Source organism: Methylobacterium sp. J-118 (genome assembly GCF_057836565.1).
Genome location: NZ_JBYQFA010000001.1, coordinates 639,672 through 661,578, shown reverse-complemented (window position 1 = coordinate 661,578; position 21,907 = coordinate 639,672). Strand labels below are relative to the sequence as shown.

Below are 21,907 nucleotides of genomic sequence, written 5' to 3'. Positions count from 1 at the left end.
CGCTGTCGAGATCATTTCGGAACTGCAACGCGCGTCTCCTGCCCCCCATGCCGGGAGGGTAGCCCCAGCGTCAGCAGGAATTCGGAGAGGGAAGCGACGCGTCTGGACAGATCGCGCAGGGATCCAACGCCCGCAGCATGCCGCTGCCGTCTCTGCAGGACCTCACCCAAACGGCGAGGTGGACGGGCTTAGACATGGCGGTTGGCTGCATCCGGCTCCTCTGTATGCCCATCACAGGCGCCGAATATGAAATTTGGACGGTGTCTCCCGCAACGCTTGGATCTCGATACAACAAAAGAAAAGGGGCCGCCTCTCGGCGACCCCCTTCCTCATCTCTACGGGTGCTGTGGACTCAGAAGTCCATGCCGCCCATGCCGCCGCCGCCCGGCATCGCGGGGGCGCCGCCATCCTTCTTCGGGGCGTCGGCGACCATGGCTTCGGTGGTCACCAGCAGGCCAGCGACCGAAGCCGCGTCCTGCAGGGCGGTGCGTACGACCTTGGCCGGGTCGACGATGCCGGCCTGGATCATGTCGACGTACTCTTCGGTCTGGGCGTTGAAGCCGTAGGTCTCCGAGGAGGTGTTATCGGTGATCTTGCCGACCACGATCGAGCCTTCGACGCCCGCGTTCTGGGCGATCTGGCGCAGGGGGGCTTCGAGGGCCTTGAGGACGATCTTGATGCCGGCCTGGACGTCCGGGATCTCGCTCTTCAGCTCAGCGACGGCCTTCTTGGCGCGCAGCAGTGCGGTGCCGCCGCCGGGGACGATGCCTTCCTCGACCGCCGCGCGGGTGGCGTTGAGGGCGTCATCGACGCGATCCTTCTTCTCCTTGACCTCGACCTCGGTCGCGCCGCCGACGCGGATCACCGCGACGCCGCCCGCGAGCTTGGCCAGACGCTCCTGCAGCTTCTCCCGGTCGTAGTCCGAGGTGGTCTCCTCGATCTGCGCCTTGATCTGGCTGATGCGGCCCTCGATGTCGGACTTCTCGCCGACGCCGTCGATGATCGTGGTGTTCTCCTTCTCGATGCGGACCCGCTTGGCGCGGCCGAGCATCGGCAGGGTCACGTTCTCGAGCTTGATCCCGAGATCCTCGGCGATCATCTGGCCCTTGGTCAGGATCGCGATGTCTTCGAGCATCGCCTTGCGGCGGTCACCGAAGCCCGGCGCCTTCACGGCCGCGACCTTGAGGCCACCGCGCAGCTTGTTGACCACGAGGGTGGCCAGCGCCTCGCCCTCGATGTCCTCGGCGATGATCAGCAGCGGCTTGCCGGTCTGGACCACGGCCTCGAGCACCGGCAGCATCGCCTGGAGCGACGACAGCTTCTTCTCGTGGATGAGGATGTAGGGGTCTTCCAGCTCGGCGACCATCTTCTCCGCGTTGGTGATGAAGTATGGGGAGAGATAGCCGCGGTCGAACTGCATGCCCTCGACGACGTCGAGCTCGGTCTCGGCGGTCTTGGCCTCCTCGACCGTGATGACGCCCTCGTTGCCCACCTTCTGCATGGCGTGGGCGATCATCTCGCCGATCTCCTTGTCGCCGTTGGCGGAGATCGTGCCGACCTGGGCGACCTCGTCGGAGGTCGAGACCTTCTTGGCGCGGGCGATGATGTCCTTCACCGCGGCGGCGGTGGCGAGGTCGATGCCGCGCTTCAGGTCCATCGGGTTGATGCCGGCGGCGACGTACTTGGCGCCCTCGCGGACGATGGCCTGAGCCAGCACGGTGGCGGTGGTGGTGCCGTCACCCGCGATGTCGTTGGTCTTCGAGGCCACTTCGCGCACCATCTGGGCGCCCATGTTCTCGAACTTGTCGGCGAGCTCGATCTCCTTGGCGACCGTCACACCGTCCTTGGTGATGCGCGGGGCGCCGAAGCTCTTCTCGATCACGACGTTGCGGCCTTTGGGGCCGAGCGTCACCTTCACCGCGTCGGCGAGGATGTCGACGCCGCGAAGCATCTTGTCGCGGGCGTCGGCGGAGAAACGAACGTCTTTCGCTGCCATGGTTTGCCTCTTGTCGTTAGGTTAGACCCCAAGGCCGGAGCGGCCTCAAAGGGTCGGGACGGGTGATCCGATCAGAGGGCGACGACGCCCATGATGTCGGATTCCTTCATGATCAGGAGGTCCTGACCGTCGATCTTGACCTCGGTGCCGGACCATTTGCCAAACAGGACGCGGTCGCCCTTCTTGACGTCCAGCGGGTTGATGCGGCCGGTCTCGTCGCGGGCGCCGGGGCCGACGGCGACGATCTCGCCCTCCTGCGGCTTCTCCTTGGCGGTGTCCGGGATGATGATGCCGCCCTTGGTCTTCTCCTCGCTCTCGATGCGACGGACGACCACGCGGTCGTGCAGCGGACGGAAGTTCATGAGCTGCCCTCTTGCTTCAGGTCTGAAGTTGGCGTTGATGCGGCCGCGAGGCCGCGTCCAAACCCGACTGTTAGCACTCTGTCTCGGCGAGTGCCAAAGACCGCGGTGAGGTAGGCTCGGCGGCGTGCCGTGTCAAGACGGTCGCACCCCCGCGCGACGGCGTGATGGCGGGGCGGCCGCCCGTTCTTCCAGATGGATCCCATGCGCCGATGCTGAGCCTGCACGGACCCGAAGGCCCGCTGGCGATCGAGCCCGGCGGGCGTATTCCCGACGGGGCCGTCTGGCTCGACATGAACGATCCGACCCCGGAGGAGGCCGCCGCCGTGGAAGCGTCGACCGGGCTGCGCGTCCCGTCGCGGGCGGCTCTGGCGGAGGTCGAGAATTCGAGCCGCCTGCGCCGGGTGAAGGGCGGGCTCTCCCTCTCGACACCGATGATCACCTTCGAACGCAGCGACTCGCAGCTGAAGCCGCTGGGCCTCATGCTGACGAAGGACCACCTGGTCACCATCCGCTTCCACGAGTTGCGCAGCTTCGCCTCCGCGGCGAAGCGGATCGCCGAGGGTGACGGCAGCGTGACGCCGAGCGAGGTCTTCCTGGTCGTGCTGGAAGAACTCGTCGACAACCTCGCGGACGCGCTGGAGGACATGGCGACGGAACTCGACACGCTCTCGTCGCGGATCTTCGATTTCGATGTCCGCGGCCCCGAGCGGCGCCGGTTGGAAAGCCCGCCCCCGCGGCGCCGCGATCTGGCGCTGCGCCGGATCCTGCACGGGATCAGCCGCCGCGGGAAAGCGTTGGGGAAGATTCGCGCCAGCCTCCTCGGACTGGAGCGGATCGTCCCGTTCGTTTCAGCGGCCTGTGACGGGCTGGGCCTTCCCGAGGATGGCCGCTTCGAGACGATCAAACGGGATATCGAGTCCCTCGACGAGTTCGAGACGCGGCTGGCAGAAAACGTTCAATTCCTGCTCGACGCGGCATTGGGTCTTATCAACATCGAGCAGAACAATGTCTTCCGGGTGCTGACCGTCGTCTCGGTGGTCGGCGTGCCCCCGACCCTGATCGCGTCGATGTACGGCATGAATTTCAAGCACATGCCGGAATTGGACTGGACCTACGGCTACCCCTACGCCCTGGCCCTCATTCTCGTGAGCGCGCTCGCGCCGATCATATATTTTCGGATGCGGGGCTGGTTTTGATACTATAATTTTCGAGTTTTTTTTATTATTCGCTATCGATTGTCGATAATACTTAATTAATCACTTTATATAATATTGTTTTTGACTGATATCAGCACCGTATTATTCAGCCCAAATGGCCAAATCAAAATTCAATTTAGGATTAGGATTGGATTAACGCGTCCATGGTTTTGAAAGATGCATCACAAGCGGGTGCAGCCATGTTCAAGCGGACGACCTACAGCGAATCGCAGGCCAAGATTGATGCGCTCAATCGGTCATTGGCAATCATCGAATTCAATATGGATGGTCACGTTACAAGTGCGAACGAAAACTTCTTGAAATTGATGAAATACGCGCTCGACGAAATCATCAACAAGCACCATTCGATCTTCGTCGATGACGCGTCCGTCAAATCGGACGACTACGCGGCCTTCTGGGCGAAGCTGAGGTCCGGTGAATACGTCACCGGCGAATTCCTCAGGCTCGACAAGGAGAAGCACCCTGTCTGGCTCGAGGCGACGTACAATCCGATCCTGGATGCCAGCGGCAAGCCCGTGAAGGTCATCAAGTTCGCGAGCGACATCTCGGTGAAGAAGAACCAGATCGACCTGCTGATGTCGATGATCGACAACATGCCCGTGGCGGTGATGACCGCCGATCCGCGCGACAACTTCCGGACCAATTACCTGAATACAACCTCGCGCCGTACCCTCGGTCCGCTCAAGCAGCATCTCCCGATCGAGGTCGATGAGATGCTCGAACACTCGTTCGACGTGTTTCACAAGAACCCCCGCCACCAGCGCTCGATGCTGGCGGATGCCAGCCGCCTCCCGCACCGTACCAAGATCAAGGTCGGGCCGGAGACGCTGGACCTGCAGGTCACGGCGGTCAACGACGAGAAGGGGAACTACATCGGACCGATGCTGACCTGGTCGGTGGTGTCGGCCCAGGTCCACATGGCCTCCGAGGTCAACCGGGTGGTCGCGGCGGTCGGGTCGGCGATCGAGGAGATGCAGCAATCGGCGGAGGGGCTCACGCAGTCAGCCGATTCCGCCCGACAGAGGGCCACCTCCGTGGCCGCGACCTCGGAGCAGATGAACAATGCCATCCAGGAGATCTCCGGGCAGGTCGGGCGGGTCTCAGAGCGGGCGCAGCAGATCGCCACCCAGGCCGGGACCACCGACGCGACGATGCGGCAGCTGGCCGAGAATGCCCGGAAGGTCGACGCGGTGGTGGGCATGATCAAGTCGATCGCCGACCAGACCAACCTTCTGGCGCTGAACGCGACCATCGAGGCTGCGCGCGCCGGCGCGGCCGGCCGCGGCTTCGCGGTGGTGGCCAGCGAGGTCAAGGCGCTGGCCGAGCAGACCGCCAAGGCGACCGGCGAGATCACCCAGCAGGTCTCGGCGATTCAGAGCGCGACCGGCGAGGCGGTCGGCGCCATCGAGATGATCACCGCGGCCGTCGGCGAGTTGTCCAAGCTGACCCTGGCGATGGCGAGTGCTGTCGAGGAACAGGCGGTCTCGACCCACGAGATGACGGGCAATATCGGCGGCGTCTCACAGGCGGCCAACGCGACCGGCCAGTTCGCCGAGGCGGTCCGGGGCATCGCCGGAAGCCTGGCGGACCACTCCTCGAGCCTGTCGGAGAGCGTGAACCGCTTCATGTCGGCGAACTGATCCGATCGATCGGACGACGCAAACCGCTGCAGGCTCAGTCCCGGGCGAGCTGTGCCCGTCCAATGGCGAAGACCCGCCCGTCTCCCAGGAGGTGGGCGGTGAAACCCTTCGGGAACAGGCCCTCAATGGCCCTGTCGCGGACGTTGAGGCCCCCCGCATAGGCGCCGAAGGCCGGCATCACCACGCGGCTGCCGTCGGTGACGAAGCAGCGGCGGCGGACCGCGCGGCCGCGCATCGCGACCTTGCCGCAGGGATGGAGGTGCCCGGCGATCTCCCCGGGCGCGTCGCCCGGGCTTGGCTCGTGGCGCAGGACCAAGCCGCCCAGTGTCAGCGCGTCGGCGTAGCGGCCGCCGACCCCCTGGCTGATTGCGGCATCGTGATTGCCGGCGATCCAGACCCAGTCCCTGCCGTCCTGGAGCGCCGCCACCATGGCCCGGTCGCCGGGCTCCATGCGCTCGGGTCCGCGGGCATCGTGGAATGAATCCCCGAGGGCGACGACCCGGGCGGGTTCGTGGCGCGCCACCGCCTCGTGCAGGCAGGCGAGCGTCTCGCGGGTGTCGTAGGGCGGCAGGAATTGGCCGGATCGGGCCGCGTAGGACGAGCCCTTCTCCAGATGCAGATCGGACACGATCAGCGTCCGGTGCTCCGGCAGCCAGAGGCCGCCGCACAGGTCGAGCACCAGGGTCTCGCCCGCGAGGTGCAGAGTCGGGTGCTTGTGAGTCTTCTCGAGTCTCAGGCCGGCCGCCAAGATCGCATCCTCGGTGTCGTCGGGGGAGGGCGGATCGACCGTCAGGACAGGGCCTCTTGAAGAAGCTCCGCCTCGGCCTCGGCCAGGATCTCGTCGGCGCCCTCGCCGTAGACCCGCTCACGCCCGATCTCGAGCATCACGGATACGGAGAGCGGCGAGACCCGGTCGAGAGACCTGTACGTGATTCGCCCCCGGATGCGCTCTAGCATCATGCCGAGGCGCCTCACGTCGAGGAGTCCGGTTGCCGCATCCTGCCGCGCGGCGCGGAGCAGGAGGTGGTCGGGCTGGTGCTTGCGCAGCACGTCGTAGATCAGGTCGGTGGAGATCGTGACCTGGCGCCCGGACTTCTTCAGCCCGGGATGGTGGCGCTCGATCAGCCCGGCGATCACCGCGCATTGTCGGAAGGTGCGCTTCATCATCGCCGACTCGTCGAGCCAGGCTTCCAGGTCGTCGCCCAGCATGTCGACGGCGAACAGGTCGCCGATGAAGTCCGGATCGAGGGCGGCGCGCTCGGACACGTCACGGGTCGTCCAGATGGCGATGCCGTAATCGTTGGCTGCAAAACCGAGGGGGCGCAGGCCGTCGCGCTCCAGCCGCCGGGTGAGCAGCATGCCGAGGGTCTGGTGGGCGAGCCGGCCCTCGAACGGAAACGCCGTCAGATAGTGCCGCTTGCCCCGGGGAAAGGTCTCGACCAGGAGATCCTGCTCCCCCGGGAGCACCGAGCGGCGGCGCTGCTGCAGCAGATACGCGCCGATCTGCTCCGGCAGGCGGTCCCATTCGGACGGGTCGGCGATCAGCGCCCGGACCCGCGCAGCCAGGAAGGTCGAGAGCGGGAATTTCGCCCCCGCGTAGGACGGGATCGCCGGGTCGGTACCGGGCGGCGCGCGGGTCACGAGGCACTCGTCCTCCGCGAGCCCCTCGAAGCGCAGGGTCTCCCCGGCAAACAGGAAGGTGTCGCCCACCGTCAGGGTCTCGGCGAACTCGTCCTCGATCTCGCCCAGCACCCGGCCGGACTTGGGCAGGACCGTTCCGGGCTTGCCCCGCAGGCTCCGGCCGAGGCGCACCCGCACCCGCGCCGCCTCCACGATGGTGCCGACATTCATCCGATAGGCCTGGGCGGTGCGAGCGTCGCGCACCCGCCACAGCCCGTCCGGACCGCGCAGGATCTTGGCGAAGCGCTCGTAGGCACGCAGGGCGTAGCCGCCGGTGGCGACGTAATCGACCACCTGCTCGAAGGATTCCCAGGTCAGCCCGGCATAGGGCGTGGCCGAGACAATCTCGTCGTAGAGATCCAGCGGATCGAAGGCGTCGGCGCAGGCCATGCCGAGAACGTGCTGGGCGAGCACGTCGAGGGCGCCCTGGCGGGCGTCGGGGGTGTCCTGGGCGGCCTCCTCGACGGCGTCCAGCGCCGCTTGGCATTCCAGCATCTCGAAGCGGTTCCCCGGGACGAGATAGGCCTTCGAGGGCTCGTCCATCCGGTGGTTGGCCCGGCCGATCCGCTGCATGATCCGGCTCGCCCCCTTCGGCGCGCCGACATTGACCACAAGGTCGACGTCGCCCCAGTCGATGCCGAGATCGAGAGTCGCGGTGCAGACGATCGCCCGCAATTGCCCCGCCGCCATGGCGGCCTCGACCCGGCGGCGCTGCTGCGCGTCGAGCGAGCCGTGGTGGATCGCGATCGGCAGGGCGTCCTCGTTGAGCCGCCACAGCTCCTGGAACGTGTATTCTGCCTGCAGGCGGGTGTTCACGAAGACCAGCGTGGTGCGGTGGTCTTTGATCAGCGCGTAGATCGCCGGCATGGAGTGCCAGGCGGTGTGGCCGGAGATCGGCAGCGCCCGGCCGAGGTCGAGCATGCGCAGATCCGCCCGCGCGCCGCCGGCCACGGTGACGAGGTCGGCCATGGGCGCCGCGGTTTTCCCTCCCCCCTCTGCGGGGGAGGGTGGGCCGGCCGCCAGGCCCGGTCGGGAGGGGGGAGCGACGCGGCAAGACATCGCGCGACTGCCATGAAGGCTTTCGCCCGTTCCGGACGCCGGGTTCCCCTCTCCCCCCCTGCTGCGCAGGGTACCCTCCCCCGCGGAGGGGGGAGGGGGAAGCGGGCCCTGCGGCACCAGATATTTCCGCAATTCATCCGGCTCGCGCACGGTCGCCGAGAGCCCGATCGCCGAGAGCCCCGGGCTCAGGCGGTGCAGCCGCGCCAGCGCCAGCGACAGGAGATCGCCGCGCTTGGAGGTCACGAGCGCGTGGAGCTCGTCGAGGATCACGCAGCGCAGGCCCGCGAAGAACGCCGCGGCCTCGCGGTGGGCGATCAGCAGCGCCAGCTGCTCGGGCGTGGTCAGCAGGATGTCGGGGGGGCGGCTGATCTGCCGGGTCCGCTTGTGCGCGGGCGTGTCGCCGGTGCGGGTCTCGACGCGCACCGGCAACGCCATCTCGGCGATGGGCGCGTCGAGGTTGCGGGCGATGTCGACGGCGAGCGCCTTGAGCGGCGAGACGTAGAGGGTGTGCAGCCCCTTCGGGACCAATTTCTGGCGCCCACGCTCCGAGAGTTCGACGAGGCTCGGCAGGAATCCCGCTAGGGTCTTTCCGGCGCCGGTCGGCGCCACCAGCAGGGCCGAGCGGCCGGTCCCGGCGATCCGCAGGAGTTCGAGCTGGTGCGGCCGGGGCGCCCAGCCGCGCGTCGCGAACCAGGCCCGGAACCGCTCCGGCAGGACCGCGGACGGATCGCTCAGGCGAGCGCCATCAGGAAGCGGTCAATCAGTTCCAGGGCTCGCTCGCTCATGGGGCCCGCGTAGCGGGCGAAGACATGGCAGCCGCCGGGATAGATCGCCGTGTGCCCGCCATTGCCCGCCGCGGCCCAGCGCGCCGACATGTACAGGGTATCGTCGAGGAGCGGATCGGCGGTCCCGATGGTGAACAGGGCGGGCGGAAGGCCCTTCAAGTCCGCGTAGATCGGCGACACGTCCGGCCGGCGCCGGTCGATGCCCTCACGGACGTAGCCATCGGCGAATCGGGTGAGGTCGCGGGTGTTGACCACCAGGCGCTCCTCGCCCCAGTTGCGCACCGACGGGGTCAGGCCGAGGTCGAAGAAGCCGGCATTGAGGTTCGCGCCCCGGAAGGCCCGCGGCAGGCCGTGCTGGTCGCGCAGCCGCAGCAGCACCATCACGGCCAGATGCGCCCCCACTGACTCGCCGCCGATCGTCAGCGCATGGACCCCGAACTCGGCCTTGCCGGGCCCCGCCAGCCACAGGGCCGCGGCCTCACAGTCGAGGAGGGCGGCCGGGTAGGGATGCTCGGGGGCGAGGCGGTATTCCACCGACAGGACGACGAAGCCGCAGGCGTCGGCGATGCGTTCGAGCCAGGGATCCTGCTCGTCCGCGGAGCCCCAGACCCATCCGCCGCGGTGGATGTGGAGATAGGCGCCGCGCAGCTTCGCACCCGGCTTCGGGCGGATCACCCGCAGCTTGAGTGGGCCGCCGGGACCGTCGATGGTCAGCCACTCGGCCCGGGCGCTGTTCGGCATCGCGGGCGCGGCCTTGGTCCCGGCCCGGCGCCGGGCGCGCACTTCGGCGATCGGCAGCGACCAGGGATCGGGCAGCGCGGCGTGGGCGGCGACGATCTCGGCATTGAGCCGGAGCGTCTCGGGATCGATCGTCGCCGGGTCGAAGAGGGCGTGGTCGATCATCGTGCGTCTGGTCCCGTCGGCACTCGAAGCCTCTCACGAAACGTCCGGGATCCGGAAATCGCCCCCTGGCCCGGGCGGGACAACGGGAATTCGGCGACGGCTCCCTCCGTCGCCGAGTCCGACATCTTGGCGAGATCGACGCCGGTTGCCATCTCGGGTTGGCGGCAGAACCCTGCCAACGCCCGATCGGCCCTCGGGTTTCGACGCGGTGTGGTGTCCCGGCCACGGTTCCGCCCGCTTCATCCCCGATCCCCGCGGCACGACTTTTCACGAGGGTACGATGCTCGTCGATCACCAGCGGCGCCCACAGGGCTACGGGCAGGATGCACCGCCGCCGGGCGGTGTCTACGGGGCGGAGCCTTCTCGACCCCGGGACTCGGCCTTGCGGCGCTTCCTCGGCGGCTCTCCGGCCGGCGTGTTCCTGCGCCTGTTGCTCCTGTCGGTGCTGGTCGGTGCCTTCATGTCGATGCTCGGCCTGACGCCCGGGCGCCTGTTTTGGCGCCTGTACGATTCGGCGCGGGCGCTGTTGGAGATCGGCCTGGCATCGCTGCACGATTTCGGCGGCTGGATCGTCGCCGGGGCGATCGTGGTCGTGCCGCTCTGGCTGATCGCGCGGCTCTTCGCCGTCTCGCGCTGACCGACCGTCCGCCGGCGCGGGTTCACGAATCGTTCGCCACCGCTAAGCTGGTGGCATGAGGCCCATGACCACCCGTTCGGGCCGGCCGACGCATCGCCGCGTGCTGGCCCTGGCCCTGCCGATGACGCTCGCCAACGTTACGACGCCGATGCTCGGCTTCGTCGGCGCGGCGGTGATCGGACGCCTCGGCGACGCGGCCCTGCTCGGCGCCATCGCGCTGGGCGCCGTGATCTTCGACGCGATCTTCTGGTCCTTCGGCACCCTGCGCATGGCGACCGCGGGGCTCACCGCGCAGGCGGTCGGGGCCCGCGACGATGGGGAGGTCGACCGGATCCTGGCCCGGACCCTTGCGGCGGGCGCCCTGATCGGTCTTGCCCTGGTGGTGCTCCATTGGCCGGTCGGCGAGGCCGCCTTCGCGATCAGCGGGGCGAGCAGTGCCGTGGTCGCCGGCCTGACCACCTATTTTCACATCCGCATCCTGTCCGCACCCTTCGTCCTGGCGAGCTACGGCGTGCTCGGCTCGGTGCTGGGCCGCGGGCGGACCGATCTCGGCCTGCTGCTCCAGGTGGCGATCAACCTGACCAATATCGCACTGACGCTCGCCCTGGTTCTGGGCTTTGGCCTCGGTCTGGCGGGCGCGGCGCTGGCGACCCTCGGCGCGGAGGCGCTGGGACTGGGACTCGGGCTCGTCATCCTGGCGCGGCTCGGCTCGCACCCGTTCCGGGTGCCGCTGCGCGACCTGCGTGAAGCGGCGGCGCTACGCAGGACGCTCAGCGTCAACGTCGACGTGATGCTCCGGACCCTGGCGCTGATCACCGGGATCGTCCTGTTCTCGGCCCTGGGCGCCCGGCAGGGCGACGTGGTGCTCGCCGCCAATTCGGTGCTGTGGAATCTCTTCCTGATCGGCGGCTTCTTCCTTGACGGCTTCGCCACGGCGGCCGAGACCCTGTGCGGCCGCGCGGTCGGCGCCCGGGACGCGGCGACGTTCCGCGCGGCCGCGGGCTTGAGCCTGCGCTGGTGCCTGGGATTCGGGCTGGGCGTCAGCCTCCTGTCCTTCGCCGGCGGCCACGCGTTCATCGATTTCGTGACCACGAACGGCCCGGTGCGCGAGACCGCACGGACCTACCTGCCGCTCGCCGCGCTGGCGCCGCTCGCGGCTGCGGCACCCTTCGCCTATGACGGCATCTATATCGGTGCGACCTGGACCCGGGCGATGCGCAACCTCATGCTCTGCGCGCTGGCGGCCTATGGAACGGCACTCGGGATCGTGCAGACCCTGGATCTCGGCAATGCCGGGCTGTGGATCGCCTTCGTGACGTTCCTGGGCGCCCGCGGCGTCGGACAGGCCGTCGCCTATCCCGCCCTCGCCCGGGCGACGTTCACGAGCGCGGACTTGCAGGTGCTCCGCCCGGCCGCCTGACGCGGATCGCAGTGCCGCTCATCATGCAGGCCATCCGCGAACCGGATGTCGCCGCGGCTCGGGTACGCCCTAATGCGGATCCTTCCAGGTCGTGGCGACGGTGGCGGGCGCAGCCTGTGCCGCTTGGGCCACCGGACGCGGGGCGCGCGCCGCCACCGCATCCGCCCGGCGCGGGAGCGCCCGCCGCGGCGCCGCATATCCGTAGCGGCGGCTTCTCCGGACCCGGCGATGCCCCCGCTCGGACGCGTGCCCCACGAAGCCGCCGACCACCGCGCCGGCCACCGCACCGATCGGGCCGCCCACCAGCGCCCCCGCGACCGCGCCGGATCCGACCCCCAGCGTCGTCCGGCCTTGAGCCGAGGCAGCCCCCGGTGCCGCGAGGGCCGCGACCACGGTGAGTGCGGCCAACACTGTGCGCATGATTGAATTTCCAAACGTAGAGACTTGCGTTGCGGCCGCCTTTAAGCGGCGGAACATGACCAAACCGCGGCCTCGCTCCGCGAAGACCCGCGCCGGTGTCAAACGGCGGCGGAACTCACGGGACCCGACTTTCTGGGTGTGGCGCGCGCCGCCGCCTGCTTTAGGGTGCGCCGCAACGACGGGAGGCCGCCCGGCGGCCGCGGGACGAAGCAGGAGGAAGACACGCATGGCCATCACGACGGATCTGCGCCTGCGCCGGAGCGTGCTCTACATGCCCGGCTCGAATCAGCGCGCCCTCGACAAGGCGAAATCCCTGCCCGTGGACAGCATCATCCTCGACCTCGAGGATGCGGTCGGCCCGGAGGAGAAGGAGATCGCCCGGACGCAGGTCTGCGCCGCGGTTAAAAGCGGGGCCTATGGCGACCGGGAGCTGGTGATCCGGGTCAACGCGCCGCAGACGCCCTGGGGCGAGGCGGATCTCCACGCGGCCATCGAGGCCAAGCCCGACGCGATCCTGATGCCGAAGGTCTCGTCCTCGGCCGTGCTGGAGAGCATCGCCGACCGGCTCGAATCCCTCGACGCGGCTGAGGATATCGCGATCTGGGCGATGATCGAGACGCCGGCCTCGATCCTCAACATCCAGGAGATCGCCCGGGCCAAGCGCGATCCGCGCAAGCGCCTGACCTGCCTGGTGCTCGGCACCAACGACCTCGCCAAGGACACCTGGGCGAAGATCGTGCCGGGGCGGGTCCCGATGCTGCCCTGGATGATGATGGCGCTCGCCGCCGCCCGGGCCGAGGGTCTCGCGATCCTGGACGGCGTCTACAACGACATCGCCGATACGGACGGATGCCGGGACGAGTGTCGGCAGGCCCGCGACCTCGGCTTCGACGGCAAGACGCTGATCCATCCGACGCAGCTGGAGCCGGCCAATTCCTCCTTCGCGCCCACCGAGGAGGAGGTGCGCCGGGCAAAACTGGTGATTGAGGCGTTCGAGCGCCCCGAATACGCCAAGCGCGGCGCGATCAAACTCGAAGGCCGGCTCTACGAGCGGCAGCATCTCGGGGTGAACCGCCGCGCCGTGACCTGGGCCGAGGCGATCAAGGCGAAGGGGTTCTGACCCACCCTCCGCCGGCTGCCGTGAAGCGCGTCCGCTGGGTGCGCGCGTCGCGGGCCGTGACGGCGACCCGCCCGCCCGCCTCGAGCTCCGCCAAGGCACGCAGCACCAGGGCATGCTCCACCCCGAAGGTGCGGGCGAAGGCGCGGCTGTCACCCGGAAGGCCGAGGTCCAGCGCCGCCAAGAGTCCCGCCGCCAGCGGATCGAGGTCCGAATGCGCCCCCGAGATCCGCGCGAGGGCGGCGACGAACGCCGCCTCGTCGGGCGCCTGACTCACGCGGCGGCACGTGCCCGCAGGGTCACCAGCACCGACTTGGACGTCGGCGTGTCGCTCTTCTCACCGTAGGTCGAGAGCGGCACCAGCACATTAAGCTCCGGATAGTAACCGGCGAGAGAGCCACGGGGCATGTCGAAGGGCACGAGGCGGAAATCCTCAGCCCGTCGGGCGACGCCGTCGTCGTGCGTCCCGACGATGTCGACCCGCTCCCCGAACCGGTCGCGGAGGTCCGCGCAATCGTCCGGGTGCGCGAACAGCACCCGGCGCTCGCCGTAGACCCCGCGGTAGCGGTCGTCCAAGCCGTAGAATGGCCCCGCACCGGGCACAGCCCGGCGCCGGGACGGCCGATATGGCCGCGCAGGAACAGGAGGTTGGCGATCTCGCGGACGGTCGCCACCGAGTGGCGGTGCTGGGTCACGCCCATCGCCCAGGTGGCGATCACGCGCTGCGCCTTCAGATAGACGTCCGCCATCGCGGCGATCGCGTCCATCGTCAGGCCGGACTGGTCGAGGATGGCCTCCCACGCGGTCGCCTCGACGGCGGCGCGGTAGGCGTCGAGACCCGCCGTGTGGTGCTCCAGGAAGGCGTGGTCCAGCAGCGACGGGCGGCCGGCCGCCAGGGCCTCGGCATCGCGGGCGAACACGATCTTGGCGATGCCGCGGAAGGCCGCCATGTCGCCGCCGGAGCGGGGCTGGAGGTACTGGCTGGCGATCGGGCGGCTCGCTCCGCGCAGCATCTCGACGGTGTTCTGCGGGTCGGCGAAACGCTCCAGACCGCGCTCGCGTACTGGATTCAGCACCACGACCTCGGCGCCCCGCTCGGCGGCGCGGCGCAGGTCGCCGAGCATCCGCGGATGGTTGGTCCCGGGATTCTGGCCGACGCAGAAGATCGCGTCCGCCTTCTCGAAATCCTCCAGCAGGACGGTGCCCTTGCCGATGCCGATGGCGTCGATCAGGGCGACGCCGCTCGCCTCGTGGCACATGTTCGAGCAGTCGGGGAAGTTGTTGGTCCCGTAGGCCCGGGCGAAGAGCTGGTACAGGTAGGCCGCCTCGTTCGAGGCGCGGCCCGAGGTGTAGAACTCGGCCTGGTCCGGATGATCGAGCCCGCGCAACGTCGCGCCGATCTCCGCGTAGGCCTCCTCCCAGCTCACCGGCAGGTAGCGGTCGCTTGCCGCATCGTAGCGCATCGGGTGCGTGAGCCGGCCCTCACCCTCCAGGGCGTAGTCGCTCCAGCTCCGCAGCTCGGTCACGGTGTGACGCGCGAAGAAGGCGGGCGGCGTCCGCTTGTCGGTCGCCTCCCAGGAGACCGCCTTCACGCCGTTCTCGCAGAATTCGAAGGACGAGCCGTGCTCCGGATCGCCCCAGGCGCAGCCGGGGCAATCGAACCCGTCGGGCTGATTGGCCTTCAGCAGGGCACGGGCGCCCGTGAGCGGCGCGCGGCTGCCGAGCAGGTGCTTGCCGCAGCTCTTCAGAGCGCCCCAGCCGCCGGCGGCGGAGGAACGCTTGGAAGACCCTTCGGACTGGGCCATGGATCGGTCCTGAAATGGCTGGCGCGAGCGATCTCGCAAACGCGAGATAAGCGTCTGCGCATGGGCCTCACAATGGCGTGCGGGCGCAGGCCCCTCATGCGTCGGACACAGGCTAAGCTTCGGCTCCGCAAAGCCTTTCTAAACGGCGTTCGCGATCGTTCAGGCGGCCCGGGCGAGATCCGCGGCCTCGCGGCCCACCAGCGACGTCAGGCTCGTGACCCCCGCCCGGTCCATCCGCTCCAGCAGGCCCGCCTTGATGCGTCCGACGAGCCCTGGACCGTCGTAGACCAGGGCCGAGTAGAGCTGGACGAGGCTCGCCCCGGCCAGGATCTTGATCCAAGCCGCCTCGGCCGAATCGACGCCGCCGACGCCGATCAGCGGCACCGCATCCCCGATCCGCAGCCGGGCCTGCGCCAGCATCCGGGTCGCCGGCCCGAACAGCGGCCGGCCGGACAGGCCGCCGGTTTCCCGGGCGAGCCCCCGCTCGACGAGGCTTTCCGGCCGCGCCACCGTCGTGTTCGACACCACCAGCGCCTGGACGCCCCGGCGTCGGGCGGTGGCGCAGACGGCGTCGAGGGCGTCCAAGGTCATGTCGGGCGCGATCTTCAACAGGATCGCCGCCGAAGCCCCCGCGGCGTCGCGGGCCTCCACCGTCCGGGCGAGCAGCTCGTCGAGGAACGCCTCCCCCTGGAGGTCGCGCAGCCCCGGTGTGTTCGGTGAGGAGACGTTGACGGTGACGAAATCGACGAGCGGCGCAAGGGCAGCCGTGCAGGCGGCGTAGTCGGCGAGGCGGTCGGTCGAATCCTTGTTGGCCCCGATATTGACGCCCACGATCCCGGGCCGGCCCGCCCGGGCCCGCAGCCGGGCGGCCACCACCGCCAGACCCTCGCTGTTCAGCCCGTAGCGGTTGATCACCGCCCGGTCGGCGCGCAGCCGGAAGACCCGCGGCTGCGGGTTGCCCGGCTGCGGTCGCGGCACGACGCCACCGACCTCCACGAATCCGAAACCGAGGCCGAGCAGGGCGTCCGGCACCCGCGCGCCCTTGTCGAAGCCGGCCGCGAGCCCGACCGGATTGGGGAACCGGCGGCCGAGGAGTTCGACGGCGAGGCGCGGGTCGTCCTTCGGAATCCCCACAGGCGGTATCAGCGCGAGGGCCCGCAGGGTCAGATCGTGCGCGCGCTCCGCGTCGAGGCGGTGCAGCAGCGGCAGCACGAGCGGGAAGGCGCGCCCGATCATGCCGGGGGGAGCCCGGTGGGGAAAACGTGGCGACCGTCCGCGCCCAGGGGCAGCGGCTCCACAGATATCACCGCTTCGAGCGGCAGCGCGCCGTAGAGGTGGGGGAACAGATCGCCCCCCCGCGAGGGCTCGAAGCGCAGCGCCGCACCGAGCGTGTCGGCCTCGACGGCGATCAGGAGCAGGTCGGCCTGCCCGGCGAAATGGCGGGCCGCCGTCTCGGCGACCTGCGCCGCCGTGGAGAAGTGGATGTAGCCGTCCTGGCGATCGATGGGCGCCCCCGTGAACCGGCCCGCCGCCTCGGCCTCCCGCCACAGGCCCCGTGGACAGATCTTGTAGACGAGCGGCATCGAAGCTCCCCGGAACCGACGCGTGGGTGGATAGAGGTGCCGCCCGCCCGCGGCAACTCGGGACCGCCCCGGGATTCGAGGAGCGATTGCATTCTGCGGGCCGTAGTTCTACTTTCCTACGATGAGGCCGAGCGTCATAGCGCAGCGTCCGAACCGGGATATGTGCGCACGACCGTACAACGTCTGGTATTTCCGCTCGTAACCGCGGGGTGTCGACCATACCCGGCGGCGCAACGTTCCAGCGCCCCCACGGCAGCCGATTCCGGGCTGGCGGGATGGGGGTTGCCGGCCTCGTCAGGGTGATCCATCGAGCCCGCTATGCTGTCGCACGAGCAGATCTGGAACGCCATCGACCGGCTCGCCGAGCGCCACGGCTATTCGGCCTCCGGCCTTGCCCGACGCGCCGGGCTCGACGCGACGAGTTTCAACCGGTCCAAACGCGTCGGCGCCGACGGGCGCAAGCGCTGGCCGTCGACGGAATCGGTGTCGAAGGTGCTGGCCGCCACCGGATCGAGCCTGGACGAGTTCCTGCGCCTCATCGAGGCCCGCGAGATCCCGGCGCGCACCATGGTCCCGCTGATCGGCCTGACCCAGGCCGGCGCCGGCCGCCTGTTCACCGATGAGGGCATGCCGACCGGCGGCGCGGGTTGGGAGGAGATCGAGTTTCCCGATCTCGGCGAGGAGCGCGCCTTCGCCCTCGAGATCCAGGGCGATTCCATGCTGCCCCTCTTCCGGGACGGAGACGTGCTGATCGTCTCGCCCACGGCCAGCGTGCGCAAGGGCGACCGCGTCGTGGTCCGCCTGCACGGGGGCGAGGTGCTCGCCAAGGAGTTGAAGCGGCGCACGGCCCGGACCGTGGAGCTGGCCTCCCTCAACCCCGAGCACGAGGACAGGGTCCTGAACCTCGGCGAGGTCGCCTGGATCGCCCGGGTGATGTGGGTGCGGCAGTAGCCGAAACGGCCCGGGGCCCTGTAGCGAATTCGGTCACGGATTCGGTCGCGGCTTGGCCGAAGCGCCGTTCGCCGCTATCGCTGGCCCGTCGCGGGCCTTCCGCATCCGCTGAGCGCGAACGCAGCATGGCGAAGCCCGAGACGGATCGAGATGCCGGGGCCCGCGTGCCGCTGACGCACGAGGCCCGCACGCTCTTCGACGCCCTGCCCACGCCGAGCCTTTTGCTCGACGCGCAAGGCCACATCCACCACGCCAATCCCGCCGCCGAGCGGCTCACGGGCCACCCGGCGGAGGCGCTGGTCCGGCAGGGTCTCGACCTGATCCTGGCCGCCCGTGCGACCGCACCCGATCCGGCCCGCGACGGGGACCAGGTATTTACGGCGGCACATGCCGACGGGACGAGCTTCTGGGCCTGCCTCACCACGGCGCCTCTGCCCGGTACGACCGGACGGATCGGCCAGCTCATCGACGTCACGGCGCGCCGCGAGGCGGAGGGGGCGCTCGCCCTGTCCCGGCAGCGCGAGGCGCTGGGCCTGCTGACCAACAGCGTCGCGCACGAGTTCAACAACTTCCTCCAGATCCTGATCGGCTACATCGACGGTCTGAAGCGCCGGCTCGGCGACCGCCAGGAACCGTTCATCCAGCGGGCGATCTCCCGCTCCGCCGACGCGACCGAGCGGGCCGCCATCCTGACCCGGCAGCTGCTCGCCTATTCCCGCCGCATCGCGCCGGAGGTGCGCGCGGTCGACCTCGACGCCATCGTGGCGGATCTCGCGGACCGCATCGGGTCCGATCTACCCTCCGGGATCCGCCTGACCGTGACGGCCACGCCCGGCCTGCCGCGGGCGATCAGCAACCCGACGCAGATCGAGTTCGCCGTCCGGCATCTCGTGGCCAATGCCTGCGAAGCGATGCCGTCCGGCGGCATGCTGACGCTGTCGACCTTCCGGACCGATCCCGGCGACCGCGCGATGCAGGCGCCGGGCGAGGGGAGCGTCGGCATCCTCGTGGGCGATACCGGGCAGGGCATGTCGCCCGAGATGCTCGCCCGGGCGCTGGCGCCGTTCCAGACCAGCCGCGAAGCGGGGCGTGGCGCCGGCCTCGCGATCGTCCACGGCCTGATGAAACGTCAGAACGGCACGATCACCCTCGACAGCCGAAGCGGGGAGGGGACTCAGGTCCGGCTGTCGTTCCCGGCGGCGCCGGAGCGGACGCTCCACTGAATCTGTGGGAAACGGCATCGCGTGGATCGCGGCCAGGACTAAAACGCGCGGTGGGCCGTTCCCATATTGTTGCTGGCGCTCCGCGCCGTTCAGTTCTCGTCCTCAGAGGCGTGTACATGTTGACCCAGATCTCGCGCCGCCGGCGCGTGGCCGCCCTCCTGGCACTGGCCGCGACGCTGACCGTCGCGGCGCCCGCCGCCGAAGCCCGTCCGGGCGGGGGCGGCTCCATGGGCTCCCGCGGCTCGCGCACCTTCACGGCCCCCTCCGCCACGCCGACGGCGCCGGGCGGCGGCATGACGATGCAGCGCTCGCAGACGGCGCCGTCCCCCGGCATGGGCAATCCGGGCCTGCAGGCTCCGGGCGCGTCCGGCCGCCGGTTCGGGGGCGGGTTCTTCGCGGGCCTGCTCGGCGCCGGCCTGATCGGCGCCCTGCTGGGCGGCGGCTTCTTCGGCGGCCTCGGCGGCCTGACCTCGATGATCGGGCTGCTGTTCCAGATCGGGCTCGTCGTCTTCGTGGTGATGCTGGCCCTGCGCTTCTTCCGGCGCCGGAACGAGCCGGCCGGGGCCGGCGCACCCTACACGCGCTCGTCCATGGACGGCGCTCAGGGTCCCGCCGGCCCGATGGGTGGTGCCGGGGCCGGGGGCGGCCTGTTCGGCGGCTCACGCCCCGTGCAGACGCGCCCGGTGCAGGTCAGCCCGGCCGACTACCAGGCGTTCGAGCGGCTGCTTGCCGATGTCCAGGATGCCTATACCCGCGAGGATCGGGTAACGCTCGGCAATCTGTCGACGCCGGAGATGGTGAGCTACTTCGATGAGGAGTTGCGCAACAACGCCGCCCGCGGCGTCGTGAACAAGATCTCCGACGTGAAGCTCCTGCAGGGCGACCTGGCAGAGGCCTGGGCCGAGGACCGCACGGAATACGCCACCGTGGCCATGCGCTACGCCCTCAAGGACGTGATGGTGGAGCGCGGCAGCGGCCGGATCGTGCAGACCGACGCGCCGGAGGTCACGGAACTGTGGACCTTCCAGCGGCAGCCCGGCCGTGGCTGGGTGCTGTCGGCGATCCAGCAGACCCGCTGACCGCAACCGCGCCCCGGGGGGCGTGATTTACGCCGGCGCCGTCACAGCGGCGCCGGCGTTTCTGTGTGCGTCCCAGAGGTTGGCGAGATCGACGAAGCCCGCCACCGGAATCTCCTCGGCCCGCGCCGTCTCGGCCAGACCGGCGGCGTCCAGCAGGCGGCTGGCCTCCGGCGTCAGCGCCTTGAGGCTCTGGCGCAGCATCTTGCGACGCTGTCCGAAGGCCGCACGGGTCACTGCCTCAAGGGCCCCGGCCCGGCAGGGCAGGGGACGCGCCCGCGGTACCAGCCGGACCACGCTCGACGTGACCTTGGGTGGCGGCACGAAGGCCGAGGGGCTCACGTCGAACAGGATCTCGGCCTCGGTGCGCCAGCCGCAGAGGACGCCGAGGCGGCCGTAATCGGCCCGCTCCTCCGGCCCGGCCACGATCCGCTCGGCCACCTCGCGCTGGAACATCAGCACCGCCTGATCCCACCAGGGCGGCCAGGCGTCGCCGTCGAGCCAGCCGGTGAGCAACGCCGTCCCGACATTGTAGGGCAGGTTGGCGACGATCCGCGCCGGCCCGGACCCCACGAGGGGCCGCGGATCGAAGGCGAGGGCGTCGGCATCGACGACGTCGAGGCGGCCGGGATAGTGGGCGGCGATCTCGGCGAGCGCCGGCAGGGCGCGGGCATCGCGCTCGATCGCCACGACCCGGGCGGCCCCCTCTGCCAGCAGCGCCCGGGTCAGGCCGCCCGGGCCGGGGCCGACCTCCACCACCGTCACGCCCTCGAGGGGCCCCGCGGCGCGGGCGATCCGGCCAGTGAGGTTGAGGTCGTACAGGAAGTTCTGGCCGAGCGCCTTGCGGGGCTCCAGCCCGTGCCGGGCGACGACATCACGCAGCGGCGGAAGACCGTCCCCGGCGCTCACAGCTCGTCCTCGGGTTCGAAATGCCGGGCACCCGGGGACCGGGGCCGACCGGCATAGATGCTGAACGGGATGATGTCGGCGCCGTCGGGCGCCTGCGCGCGACCGGTTGCGTTGGCGGCAAGCTGCGCGGCCAGGCGCAGGGCCGCCATCAGGCTGTCGGCCCGCGCGATGCCCTGGCCGGCGATGTCGAAGGCGGTGCCATGGTCCGGCGAGGTTCGCACGAAGGGTAGCCCGAGGGTGACGTTGACGCCGTCGTCGAACGCGATGGTCTTGATCGGGATCAGGGCCTGATCGTGGGTCGGCGCCAGGGCGACGTCATAGGTCGCGCGGGCGCGGGCGTGGAACAGCGTGTCGGCGGGCAGGGGCCCGCGGATGTCGATGCCGGCGGCGCGCAGGCGGGCCACCGCGGGGGCGAGCACATCCCGGTCCTCATGGCCGATCGTGCCGGCCTCGCCCGCATGGGGATTCAGACCGGCCAGGACGAGGCGCGGCTCGGGCAGGCCGAATCTTTGCCGCAGGTCCCGGGCGACGATGGTGGCGGTCTCCTCCACCAGTTCCTGTGTGAGGAGGCGGGGGACGTCCTTGATGGGCACGTGGATCGTCACCGGCACCACGGCGAGGTCGGTGCTCCAGATCATCATCACCGGCCGCGGCGGCGTGAGGCCGGGGGGCACCGCGAGGGCCGCCAGGAACTCGGTGTGGCCCGGATGGGCGAACCCGGCCCGGGTCAGCACGAACTTGGCGATCGGATTGGTTACCACGGCGCTGGCACGCCCGGCCTTCACGAAGCCCACCGCAGCGGTGATCGACTCGATGGTGGCGCCGGCATTCACCGTATCCGGCAGCCCGGGCACCGCTTCGACGGTGGCGCCGCTCGGCAGCGGCACCACCGGCAGGGCCCGGGGGAAGACCTCGGCGGCGGTCTCGGGATCGACCTCGGCCACGGGAACGAGGCGTCCGAGACGGTTGGCCAGGCGCTCGATGAAGGCCGGATCGCCCACCAGGAAGAAGGGCGGCAGCGGATCCGCGCCGCCGCGCCCGAGCCAGGCGCTGAGCGCCAGTTCCGGACCGATCCCGGCGGGGTCTCCGAGGGTGAGGGCAAGCGGCGGCATGGACGGTCTATA

19 protein-coding genes and 1 pseudogene are annotated in these 21,907 nt (G+C 69.8%); 8 read left to right on the top strand and 12 right to left on the bottom strand.

Annotation, left to right across the window (positions count from 1 at the left end; genetic code table 11):
- Positions 1 to 352 precede the first annotated feature (352 nt).
- The gene (gene groL / locus AC3IF3_RS03105; RefSeq protein WP_489219666.1) at positions 353 to 1,996 is read right to left on the bottom strand and encodes a chaperonin GroEL; all 1,644 of its coding nucleotides are present in this window, start codon (positions 1,994 to 1,996) and stop codon (positions 353 to 355) included.
- Between the two features lie 71 nt (positions 1,997 to 2,067).
- On the bottom strand, positions 2,068 to 2,358 hold the full coding sequence (groES, locus tag AC3IF3_RS03100) for a co-chaperone GroES (RefSeq protein ID WP_243973424.1): 291 nt from the start codon (positions 2,356 to 2,358) through the stop codon (positions 2,068 to 2,070).
- A gap of 209 nt (positions 2,359 to 2,567) precedes the next feature.
- On the opposite strand from groES, the gene AC3IF3_RS03095 reads away from it, so the two are divergent.
- Positions 2,568 to 3,554, top strand: coding sequence for a CorA family divalent cation transporter (locus AC3IF3_RS03095; protein ID WP_243973425.1), 987 nt, complete (start codon positions 2,568 to 2,570; stop codon positions 3,552 to 3,554).
- A gap of 200 nt (positions 3,555 to 3,754) precedes the next feature.
- The gene (locus AC3IF3_RS03090; protein ID WP_489227225.1) at positions 3,755 to 5,215 is read left to right on the top strand and encodes a methyl-accepting chemotaxis protein; all 1,461 of its coding nucleotides are present in this window, start codon (positions 3,755 to 3,757) and stop codon (positions 5,213 to 5,215) included.
- Between the two features lie 34 nt (positions 5,216 to 5,249).
- Here the strand turns inward: AC3IF3_RS03090 and pdeM are convergent, their stop codons facing one another.
- Genes pdeM through AC3IF3_RS03075 form a run of 3 tightly spaced genes read right to left on the bottom strand, consistent with a single transcriptional unit; the run spans position 5,250 to position 9,642 of the window.
- Positions 5,250 to 5,963 (bottom strand): ligase-associated DNA damage response endonuclease PdeM, encoded by a 714-nt coding sequence (pdeM, locus tag AC3IF3_RS03085; RefSeq protein ID WP_489227224.1) that lies wholly within the window; start codon positions 5,961 to 5,963, stop codon positions 5,250 to 5,252.
- Positions 5,964 to 6,004: 41 nt separating this feature from the next.
- The gene (locus AC3IF3_RS03080; RefSeq protein ID WP_489231223.1) at positions 6,005 to 8,689 is read right to left on the bottom strand and encodes a ligase-associated DNA damage response DEXH box helicase; all 2,685 of its coding nucleotides are present in this window, start codon (positions 8,687 to 8,689) and stop codon (positions 6,005 to 6,007) included.
- On the bottom strand, positions 8,686 to 9,642 hold the full coding sequence (locus tag AC3IF3_RS03075; protein WP_243973428.1) for an alpha/beta hydrolase: 957 nt from the start codon (positions 9,640 to 9,642) through the stop codon (positions 8,686 to 8,688). Before AC3IF3_RS03075 ends, AC3IF3_RS03080 begins: the two co-directional genes overlap by 4 nt.
- Before the next feature lie 280 nt (positions 9,643 to 9,922).
- On the opposite strand from AC3IF3_RS03075, the gene AC3IF3_RS03070 reads away from it, so the two are divergent.
- Positions 9,923 to 10,279, top strand: coding sequence for a DUF6460 domain-containing protein (locus tag AC3IF3_RS03070; RefSeq protein ID WP_489219662.1), 357 nt, complete (start codon positions 9,923 to 9,925; stop codon positions 10,277 to 10,279).
- 64 nt (positions 10,280 to 10,343) lie between these two features.
- A complete protein-coding gene (locus AC3IF3_RS03065) occupies positions 10,344 to 11,699 on the top strand; it encodes an MATE family efflux transporter (protein ID WP_489227222.1) in 1,356 nt (451 codons plus the stop codon).
- 69 nt (positions 11,700 to 11,768) lie between these two features.
- Here the strand turns inward: AC3IF3_RS03065 and AC3IF3_RS03060 are convergent, their stop codons facing one another.
- On the bottom strand, positions 11,769 to 12,119 hold the full coding sequence (locus AC3IF3_RS03060) for a hypothetical protein (RefSeq protein WP_489227221.1): 351 nt from the start codon (positions 12,117 to 12,119) through the stop codon (positions 11,769 to 11,771).
- A gap of 226 nt (positions 12,120 to 12,345) precedes the next feature.
- On the opposite strand from AC3IF3_RS03060, the gene AC3IF3_RS03055 reads away from it, so the two are divergent.
- The gene (locus AC3IF3_RS03055; protein ID WP_243973432.1) at positions 12,346 to 13,239 is read left to right on the top strand and encodes an HpcH/HpaI aldolase/citrate lyase family protein; all 894 of its coding nucleotides are present in this window, start codon (positions 12,346 to 12,348) and stop codon (positions 13,237 to 13,239) included.
- Here the strand turns inward: AC3IF3_RS03055 and AC3IF3_RS03050 are convergent.
- The 4 genes and pseudogenes from AC3IF3_RS03050 to AC3IF3_RS03035 all read right to left on the bottom strand — a co-directional run bounded on the left by AC3IF3_RS03050 (position 13,220) and on the right by AC3IF3_RS03035 (position 16,624).
- Positions 13,220 to 13,513, bottom strand: coding sequence for a hypothetical protein (locus AC3IF3_RS03050; protein WP_489227220.1), 294 nt, complete (start codon positions 13,511 to 13,513; stop codon positions 13,220 to 13,222). The two genes, AC3IF3_RS03055 and AC3IF3_RS03050, sit on opposite strands and share 20 nt — an antisense overlap.
- A 277-nt stretch (positions 13,514 to 13,790) precedes the next feature.
- A pseudogene (locus AC3IF3_RS03045) lies at positions 13,791 to 15,041 on the bottom strand (molybdopterin-dependent oxidoreductase); the annotation flags it as partial.
- A 159-nt stretch (positions 15,042 to 15,200) separates the two neighbouring features.
- Positions 15,201 to 16,277, bottom strand: coding sequence for a quinone-dependent dihydroorotate dehydrogenase (locus tag AC3IF3_RS03040; RefSeq protein WP_489227219.1), 1,077 nt, complete (start codon positions 16,275 to 16,277; stop codon positions 15,201 to 15,203).
- Entirely contained in the window at positions 16,274 to 16,624 is a 351-nt protein-coding gene (locus AC3IF3_RS03035; protein WP_489227218.1) for a DUF952 domain-containing protein, read from the bottom strand. The genes AC3IF3_RS03040 and AC3IF3_RS03035 overlap by 4 nt, the downstream gene beginning before the upstream one ends.
- 318 nt (positions 16,625 to 16,942) lie before the next feature.
- Between AC3IF3_RS03035 and AC3IF3_RS03030 the strand changes: the two genes are divergently transcribed.
- The 3 genes from AC3IF3_RS03030 (at position 16,943) to AC3IF3_RS03020 (ending at position 19,877) form a co-directional block, all read left to right on the top strand.
- Positions 16,943 to 17,575 (top strand): S24 family peptidase, encoded by a 633-nt coding sequence (locus AC3IF3_RS03030; protein ID WP_243973437.1) that lies wholly within the window; start codon positions 16,943 to 16,945, stop codon positions 17,573 to 17,575.
- Positions 17,576 to 17,700: 125 nt separating this feature from the next.
- Positions 17,701 to 18,798, top strand: coding sequence for a two-component system sensor histidine kinase NtrB (locus tag AC3IF3_RS03025; RefSeq protein WP_489227217.1), 1,098 nt, complete (start codon positions 17,701 to 17,703; stop codon positions 18,796 to 18,798).
- Positions 18,799 to 18,914: 116 nt separating this feature from the next.
- Positions 18,915 to 19,877 (top strand): TIM44-like domain-containing protein, encoded by a 963-nt coding sequence (locus tag AC3IF3_RS03020; protein WP_489227215.1) that lies wholly within the window; start codon positions 18,915 to 18,917, stop codon positions 19,875 to 19,877.
- A 27-nt stretch (positions 19,878 to 19,904) separates the two neighbouring features.
- Here the strand turns inward: AC3IF3_RS03020 and rsmA are convergent, their stop codons facing one another.
- Together rsmA and pdxA are read right to left on the bottom strand one after the other, a co-directional pair.
- Entirely contained in the window at positions 19,905 to 20,783 is an 879-nt protein-coding gene (gene rsmA / locus AC3IF3_RS03015; RefSeq protein WP_489227213.1) for a 16S rRNA (adenine(1518)-N(6)/adenine(1519)-N(6))-dimethyltransferase RsmA, read from the bottom strand.
- Positions 20,780 to 21,895: a 4-hydroxythreonine-4-phosphate dehydrogenase PdxA gene (pdxA, locus tag AC3IF3_RS03010; RefSeq protein WP_489227211.1), complete on the bottom strand. Its 1,116-nt coding sequence runs from the start codon at positions 21,893 to 21,895 to the stop codon at positions 20,780 to 20,782. Before pdxA ends, rsmA begins: the two co-directional genes overlap by 4 nt.
- Between the last annotated feature and the right edge of the window lie 12 nt (positions 21,896 to 21,907).